This is a genomic window from Novosphingobium sp. CCH12-A3 (genome assembly GCF_001556015.1).
Classification (GTDB): Bacteria; Pseudomonadota; Alphaproteobacteria; order Sphingomonadales; family Sphingomonadaceae; genus Novosphingobium; species Novosphingobium subterraneum.
In genome coordinates, this window is sequence record NZ_LSIA01000228.1 from 19067 (window position 1) to 27833 (window position 8767).

The 8767-nt window shown below is 63.5% G+C and carries 4 protein-coding genes and 1 pseudogene; all 5 read left to right on the forward strand.

Translation table 11 applies throughout. The features are described 5' to 3' along the window. Positions 1 to 78 precede the first annotated feature (78 nt). Positions 79 to 2976: a Tn3 family transposase gene (locus AX703_RS18215; RefSeq protein WP_062346080.1), complete on the forward strand. Its 2898-nt coding sequence runs from the start codon at positions 79 to 81 to the stop codon at positions 2974 to 2976. 286 nt (positions 2977 to 3262) lie between these two features. Next, positions 3263 to 5392 carry a TonB-dependent siderophore receptor gene (locus AX703_RS18220; RefSeq protein WP_062346082.1) on the forward strand — a complete coding sequence of 710 codons (2130 nt, stop codon included), beginning with the start codon at positions 3263 to 3265 and terminating at the stop codon, positions 5390 to 5392. Positions 5393 to 5415: 23 nt separating this feature from the next. After that, positions 5416 to 6954: a peptidase gene (locus tag AX703_RS18225; RefSeq protein ID WP_369821038.1), complete on the forward strand. Its 1539-nt coding sequence runs from the start codon at positions 5416 to 5418 to the stop codon at positions 6952 to 6954. Then, on the forward strand, positions 6951 to 8003 hold the full coding sequence (locus tag AX703_RS18230) for a HoxN/HupN/NixA family nickel/cobalt transporter (RefSeq protein WP_062346084.1): 1053 nt from the start codon (positions 6951 to 6953) through the stop codon (positions 8001 to 8003). The genes AX703_RS18225 and AX703_RS18230 overlap by 4 nt, the downstream gene beginning before the upstream one ends. Before the next feature lie 31 nt (positions 8004 to 8034). Continuing rightward, a pseudogene (locus AX703_RS26855) lies at positions 8035 to 8767 on the forward strand (IS3 family transposase); the annotation flags it as partial.

Sequence of the window (8767 nt, forward strand, 5' to 3'; positions counted from 1 at the left end):
TTAGGCCTCGAAAAGCCTTGATCTGCGTGGGGTCAGTGTTGTCCAAAACAGACTTCTGTTCAACAGGGACAAAGCCGCATGCCGAGACGCCATATCCTGAGCGCCCGGCAGCGGTCGTCGCTGCTCGACCTGCCGACCGACGAAGCGTCGCTGCTACGGCATTATATCCTGGCGGACGACGACCTGATCCACATCGACCGGCGACGCCGACCGGAAAACCGGATCGGCTTCGCGCTGCAACTGTGCGCGCTGCGCTATCCGGGACGAATGCTGGTGCCGGGCGAGGTGATCCCGCTCGCGGTATCCGCTTTCCTCGGCGCCCAGCTCGGCATCGCCGGTGACGTGCTCGTCCACTACGCCGTCCGGCGCCAGACCCGCCAGCAACATATGGAGGTGCTGCGCTCCATCTACGGATACAGGACGTTTCCTGGTCAGGGCGCGCCGGCACGGACGTTCCGTGACTGGCTGTTCGCCGAAGCCGAGCAGGCACACTCGAACGACGATCTCGCCCGGCGCTTCATCTCCCGCTGCCGCGATACCATGACCATCCTGCCGGCGATCACGACGATCGAGCGCCTGTGCGCGGATGCGCTCGTCGCGGCCGAACGCAGCATCGAGAAGCGCATCGCATCTCGCCTTGATCTTGTCGCCTGCACCCGTCTCGACCGGCTGACGACCGAGATGCTGCCGGGGGCAATCAGTCGCTTCATCTGGCTGCGCCGGATCGAGCCGGGCAACAATTCCGCCGCGGCAAATCGACTGCTCGACCGGCTTGAGTTCCTGCGTGCGATGAACCTCGATGCCCGCCTGCTCGGCGACGTCCCGCCGCATCGCGTCGCCCGGCTGCGCCGACAGGGCGAACGTTACTTCGCCGATGGCCTGCGCGATCTCGGTGCCGACCGGCGTCGCGCCATCCTCGCGGTCTGCATCATCGAGTGGGCTACCGCGACCGCGGATGCGGTGATCGAGACGCATGACCGGATCGTCGGGCGCACCTGGCGCGAGGCGAAGCAGCTACATGACGTACGCGCCGCGGAAACCAGAGGTGGGGTCACTGCGACGCTGAGCGGCTTCACTGCGCTTGGCCAGTCGCTGCTCGAAGCGCATGGCGACGGCGCGTCGCTGGAGGATGCGGTCGCGCGTGCGGCGGGATGGGACCATCTCTCCCGCCTCGTCGCGACGGCCAGGATTCTGACGGACACGCTTGGCGATGATCCGCTGGCGCATGTCGATCAGGGGTATCACCGCTTCCGTCGCTATGCCCCGCGTATGCTGCGCTGCCTCCATCTCCAAGCCGCGTCGGCTGCGCGCCCCTTGCTGGACGCGGTGATCGCCATCGCCACCAAAGACGCGCTCCCGGCGACCGACGATTTCCTGCGCCCACATTCCAAATGGCGGCGTCAATTGCGGGCGAAGGGCGACGATGATGCGCGCCTCCGGGAAGTCGCGGTCATGTTCCATCTGCGCGACGCGCTGCGCTCGGGTGACATCTGGCTCGACCGCTCGCACCGGTACGGTGACCTTCGCAACGTCCTCGTATCGATGGAAGTCGCGCATGCTGCGAAGCTGGCCGTACCGTCCGATCCGCATGTCTGGCTCGCGGACCGCAAGGCCCGTCTCGCCGATGGCCTCGCCCGGCTCGGTCGCGCCGCGCGCAACGGTACGATCCCGAAAGGCAGCATCGAGGACGGGACGCTGCGCATCGATCGCCTGGCCGCCGATGCGCCGGACGGGATCGATGACCTGGTGCTGGACCTTTACCGTCGCCTGCCGCCCATCCGCATTACCGACCTGCTGCTCGAAGTGGACGCTGCGCTGGAGTTCACCGACGCCTTCACCCATCTGCGCACCGGTGTTCCGTGTGGCGACCGGATCGGCCTGCTCAACGTCCTGCTCGCCGAGGGATTGAACCTGGGGCTGCGTAAGATGGCCGAGGCGTCCAACACCCATGATTACTGGCAACTGTCCCGTCTCGCACGCTGGCATGTCGAAAGCGCGGCGATCGACCAGGCGCTGGCCAACGTGGTCGCCGCGCAAGGCGCGCTGCCGATGGCGCGGGTCTGGGGCATGGGCACCACTGCCTCGGCCGATGGCCAGTTCTACCCCGCCGCGCGGCAGGGCGAGGCGATGAACACGGTCAATGCCCGCTACGGCAACGACCCCGGCATCAAGGCTTATACTCACGTCAACGACCGCTTCGCGCCGTTCGCATCGCGGACCATCCCCGCAACCGTCAGCGAGGCACCCTATCTGCTCGATGGGCTGACGATGAACGAGGCCGGGCGACGGATCGAGGAGCAGTACGCCGACACCGGCGGGTTCACCGATCATCTGTTCGGGACCAGCGCCATGCTCGGCTACCGCCTCGTGCTGCGCATCCGCGACCTGCCGTCCAAACGGCTCTACGTGTTCGATCCGGACGCCACACCGAGCGAGCTGCGACCGCTGGTGGGCGGGAAGGCGCGTGAGGGGCTGATCGTCTCCAACTGGCCCGACCTGTTCCGCTGCGCGGCCACCATGAGCGCGGGGCAGGTTGCGCCGAGCCGCATCCTGCGCAAGCTCGCCGCCTATCCGCGCCAGAACGATCTGGCAGCCGCACTGCGCGAGGTTGGTCGGATCGAGCGGACGCTGTTCATCATCGAATGGATACTCGATGCCGGCATGCAGCGCCGAACGCAGGTCGGCCTCAACAAAGGCGAAGCGCACCATGCACTGAAGAATGCCCTGCGCATCGGCCGCCAAGGCGAGATCCGCGACCGCACCACCGAGGGTCAGCACTACCGGATCGCCGGACTCAACCTGCTCACCGCCATCATCGTCTACTGGAACACCCTGCACCTCGGCCATGCCGTCGAAGCCCGACGACGCGAAGGGCTGGATACCCCCGACCATCTTCTCGCCCATGTCTCACCGCTCGGATGGGCGCACATCCTCCTCACCGGAGAATACCTGTGGCCCAAGGACCCCAGCGCTTAGGGTGTCATTTCGCCCTCAGCCGGAACCGACCCCTAAATCATGCGAGGCCTGGGAAGGCGTGCATCAAGCTGTGACCCGCGAGCCAGGAGACCTGCCGGCGTCTGGTCGCTCTTGCCTTGGTCCAGGGGATGGCTGCGGCACGGTGAACTCCGTCTGAGCGACGAACGAGCGGCTGGGGCCGCATCGGAGACGTGCGTCGGCCGCTCGTGGCGTCCGTCCGCCTCGCGTTCCGCCCGTTCGCACGGGTTTGCCCCGGCCATGTCGCAAGACGCCGGAGGACTTTTTCGTGATCAAGACCATCCTTTCCAGCAGCGCGCTCGCTGTGCTTATATTGCCTACCCTTGCCTATGCTGAAGATGCATCCGAGACTACCGACAAGTCCGACATCTTCGTTCTGGGTACCCGCGACAACGATGCCGACGCTTCCACGCAAACGGGAAGCCGTCTTGGCCTGACCATCCTTGAGACCCCGGCCAGCGTTGAAACGCTGTCGGGCGATGTCATCCGCGCACGCGGTGACCTCTCGATCGTCGATGCCGTCACGCGCGCGACCGGAATCAGCTCAGTTGCGAATCCCGGCAATGGCGGGACCGGCCTCGCAGCGCGCGGCTTCAGCGATCAGGGCTCCGTCATGATCCTGTACGATGGTGTTCGCCTTTACCCTGGCGCAGGCACCGTTACGTTTCCGACCAATCCCTGGACCGTCGATCGGATCGAAGTGCTGCGTGGCCCTGCCTCGGTCCTCTACGGGCAAGGCGCGATCGGCGGCGCGGTCAATGTTATCTCCAAAAAGCCGCGCCAGGACCGGACAGCTTTCGATTTCGAGGCAGGCTACGGATCGCAGAACAGCTGGCGTATCGGCGCCGGTGTGGGAGGCCCCGTGAGTGACACGCTGTCCTATCGTATCGATGCCAGTCGGACAGGTTCGGATGGCTGGGTCGAGCGCGGCGGCTCGAACGGCCTCGCCATTTCCGGTTCGCTTCGCTTCGCGCCGACCGACAACTTCAGCCTCACGCTGTCGGACGACTACAGCGATCAGAACCCCATGCGCTATTTCGGAACGCCGCTGATTGGGGGCAGGCTCGATGATCGCAACAAGCGCCTGAACTACGACGTCTCGGATGCGGTCATCCACTACAAGGACAATCGCACCACGCTGAAGGCCGAATGGGGACTGGCCGATGGCATTGAGCTAGTCAGCACTGCCTATCGCTTGACGACGAACCGGCGTTGGCGCAACCTTGAGAGCTATTTCTGGAACGGTACGACCGGCAAGGTCGATCGCACCGACTATCTGGGGATCGATCACGCCCAGACCCAAGTGGGCGATCAGACCAGCCTGACCGTGAGCCGTCCGATCGCGGACCTGAACAATGATTTCGTGATCGGCTTCGACGTCAATCACATCAAGTTCAAGCACTCGAACGACTTCTATCCCGGCGCGGCCAGCATTCCCGACAGCCCGGTCGATCCCTTCGTCTTCGTTCCCGGCCTGTTCGACACAACGGTGCCGATCCGGCCCGTCTTTCGGACACGCACTCTACAATATTCGTTCTTTGCCGAAGACCGATTGGAATTGAACGACCAGATCTCGCTGGTTGCCGCGATCAATCACGAACATGCCAATGTGAAGCGCTACGCGATCACGGCTAACGCGGCCGAAACGCAGGTTCTGGACAAGTCCCTCAGCAACACGACCTGGCGAGTAGGGGGCGTCTATCAACCGCTCCCCACGCTTTCGCTCTATGCCCAGTATGCCACCGCGGTCGATCCGTTAGGTTCGCTGGTGACCTTTTCCCCCCGCACCGCCCAGTTCAAGAATGCGACGGGCGATCAGGTCGAGGCCGGCTTCAAGACGAGTTTCTGGAACGGCCGGGGAACCTTCACTTTCGCAGCCTACCGCATCGTGAAAAAGAACCTGCTGGTCCGCGATCCCGCCAATCTGACGAGCACGACATTGTTGCAGGTCGGGCAGCGGTCATCGAAGGGGCTGGAAGGCTCGCTCTCGCTCGAATTGCCGGAAGGGTTCGGACTTGATGCCAATGCCAGTGTGCTAAATGCGCGCTTCGATGCGTTCAATGCAGGCGGCGTATCCTATACCGGCAAAACTCCGCCGGGGGTGCCCGAGGTCACCGCCAATCTCTGGCTGCGCTATGATGTAACCTCGCGCTTCCAGACACGTCTTGGCCTGCGTTATGTCGGAAAAACGTATTCCGACAACGCCAACCAGTTCCGCGTACCCGGCTATGCTGTGGTGGATGGGGGCGTTTCGTTTGCCGTGACGAAGAACGTTGCGGCCAACCTGCGGGTCTACAATCTGTTCGACAAGGACTACGCGACCACCACCTACAACGACGAGCAATGGTTGCTCGGGCGGCCACGCTCGGTCGATTTTTCGATCAGCGCGCGCTTCTGACGATGCACGGAGTCGCGAACTCCGTGACGGTGCCGCGCCCGCGCAGCCGGGGCAGGCTACTGCCGCCGCTGCTCGTGCTGCATCGCTGGATGGGGGTCATCGTCGGCGCGGTGATGACGCTGTGGTGCCTAAGCGGGTTCGTGATGCTCTGTGTCGACTATCCCCGGCTGTTGCCGGCCGAACAGATCCGGGGCTTGTCACCCCTGCATTTGCCGGCCGGTGGCAGTCTGGCGCGGATCGCCTTGCCACCCGACACCCGTCTGGCCTCTGCCCGCCTCGAGATGGTTGCGGGCAAGCCCGTGCTGCGAGTCGTGCCTGAAAAGGGCGATGGCCGTGCGATCTGGCAGATGCGCGCGTCACCGCAGAGCTATGACCTCGGAACAGGCGCGCTGCTGGCACCGCTTTCCCGCGAGTATCTCGGTAAAGTTGGGACGCAATTCGGGAGCAATTCCGGGATTGCCGGGCCGGTGGCCGCGATCACGCCAATTTCCGTCGATCAATGGACAGTCCAGACCTTTCGCGCCAACCGCCCGCTCTATCGGGTCGATTATGCCGACGCCGCAGGCTCGACAGCCTACATCGCTGGCCTGACTGGCGAAGTCGTCCAAAAAACGACCCGTTTCGAGCGCTTCTGGGGTTGGCTAGGTGCGGTGCCGCACTGGCTTTACCCGACTGTGCTGCGCCAGAATCCCGCCGTCTGGAGTCAGGTCGTCATCTGGACATCGCTGACGGGCTGCTTCCTGTCCGTAACCGGAATCTGGGTCGGCATAAGCCGGCTGAGGCGACGCAAGGATGGGAGCATAGGCTCCCCCTATAGCGGCTTGTGGTGGTGGCATCATATGGCCGGGCTGGTCTTTGGACTGCTCACCCTGACATGGGTCGGGAGCGGGCTGTTTTCGATGAGCCCCTGGGGTCTGTTCGATAGCGATGCCGGCCTTGTCGAGCGTCAGCGCCTTGCGGGCGCGATGCACTGGATCGATATGCGCACTGCGCTGGCCAATGTGCGCCAGTTCCCCATCAATCCCGTCCGTGTGGAAAGCGCGCCGCTCGGCGGGAAAATGGCGCTTGTCGTTATTGCCGCCGATGGACGCATGGTGCGGCTGGACAGTGCAGGCAAACCCGCAGTCCTGACGCGGGCCGATGTCACGGCAGCCTTGCGCAGCGGCCCCCATGTCGCGTCACTCGACCTGCTGTCCGAGGGTGACAGCTATTATTACGCCCACAAGGAGCCGGTGCGATTGCCGGTGTGGCGCGCTGTGCTGGCCGATCCTCAGGCCACACGCCTCTACATCGACGCGACGTCGGGCACTTTGCTGCGTGCCGTCGATGGCACGGGCCGCGCCGAACGCTGGCTGTGGAATGCGCCGCACACCTTCGATCTGCCGGGCTTGCGCCAAAGCCTCTGGCGCTATGTCATCGTCCTGCCCTTGCTCGCGGCCGTTACCCTAGTCTGCGGGACCGGGGCCTGGATGGGCATGCGCAAACTCGGCCGGGACATGCGGCGCATCCGGCGCCGACTGTCTCGCCATATTTTTTCCCTGCGATCACGGAGCCCGTCATGAACCCATCTTCGTCCCTGCGTCGACGGATCGGCGCCTTGTTCACGGGATTGATCGCCGCGAATATTGCCGTCTGGATCTGGGCATATAGTCTCTTTCACGCGCAGCCCCTGATGCTGGGAACCGCCTTGCTGGCGTGGGGACTGGGACTGCGCCACGCGGTCGATGCCGATCATATTGCCGCCATCGACAATGTAACCCGCAAGCTCATGCAGGAAGGGCAGCGTCCGATATCGGTCGGCTTCTGGTTTGCGATCGGGCATTCGGGGATCATTGCGATCGCGTCGATCACCATCGCGGTGACGACGAGCGCCCTAGCGCGGTTCGGTGCATTCAAGGAAATGGGCAGCGTGGTTGCGACGGTCATTTCCGCGCTGTTCCTGTTCACTATCGCTGGCATGAACCTTGTCATCCTGCGCTCCGTGTGGCGGACCTTCACCCATGTCCGCGCGGGTGGACACTATGCCGAGGACGATCTCGATTTTCTGATGGGGTCGCGCGGTTTGCTTGCGAGATTGTTCAGGCCGATGTTCCGCCTGGTGAACAAGAGCTGGCACATGGCCCCGCTGGGATTTCTGTTCGGGCTGGGCTTCGATACGGCTACCGAAGTCGCGATTCTGGGCATGTCGGCCAGCCAGGCCGCCAATGGCTTGTCGATCGGAACGATCCTAGTTCTGCCGGCGCTGTTCGCGGTAGGCATGGCCCTGATCGATACGGCGGATGGCGTGGTAATGCTGGGCGCTTATGAATGGGCCTTCGTCAAACCGATCCGCAAGCTCTATTATAACATCACTATCACGCTGATCTCGGCGATCGTGGCAATCGTTATTGGAGGAATCGAGACACTGACCCTGATCGGCGACAAGCTCGGGCTTACGGGGTGGCCATGGAGCCTCGCTGCGAAACTGGGCGAGAATTTCAACAGTCTCGGCTTTGCGATCATCGGGCTATTCGTGCTTTGTTGGCTTGCAAGCTTCGCGATCTATCGCTGGAAGCGCTTCGACGAGATCGAGGTATCTGAGGTGGTGCCGGATTTCTGGACAGGATGCTAAGCTAATCCCGACCTGATGGATTGGTACGGGAATGAAGACGACGAGGAAGCGCTACAGCGCCGATTTCAAAGCCAAGGTGGCGCTGGAGGCGATCCGTGGCGACCTGACGCTGGCGGAGCTGGCCGCCAAGCACGGCGTGCATCATACGATGATCGCGGCCTGGAAGCGGCAGGCCATTGACGGGATGGCGGGCACGTTCTCCGGGGCTAGCGATGCAGCCAAGGCTGTTAGCGACAGCGAGGTGGAAAGGTTGCACGCCAAGATCGGGCAACTGGTGGTGGAGCGGGATTTTTTAGCGAAAGCCTTCGGTCGATGAGCGTGGATCGGAGGCGGGCGATGGTCGAACCTGCTCACCACCATCTGTCGATCTCGACCCAGTGCAGCCTGCTGCGGATCAGCCGCTCGTCCTATTACTATGCGCCGGTGCCGGAGACCGATGAGACGCTGGCGCTGATGGCGGTGATCGACGCGACGTTCCTGAACTACCCATGGTATGGCAGCCGCCAGATGGCGAGGCACTTGTGCCGTGCAGGCCACCAGATCGGTCGCCGCCGGGCCCGACGGCTGATGGCGAAGATGGGCCTGACGCCGATCTACCAGCGGCCGCGCACCAGCGCTCCCCATCCGCAGCACCGGGTCTATCCGTATCTGCTGCGCAAGCTGGTGATCGACCGGCCCAATCACGTCTGGTGTGCCGATGTGACCTACAGTGCGCCTCGTCCCGGATGGTCCGGGGTGCATATGACTGGAATGCAAAGGAGAAA

What these genes read in the sequence shown, in the direction of transcription:
- AX703_RS18230 (WP_062346084.1), top strand. Translation starts at nt 6,951, where the DNA reads ATGAACCCATCTTCGTCCCTGCGTCGACGGATCGGCGCCTTGTTCACG.
- AX703_RS18215 (WP_062346080.1), top strand. Translation starts at nt 79, where the DNA reads ATGCCGAGACGCCATATCCTGAGCGCCCGGCAGCGGTCGTCGCTGCTC.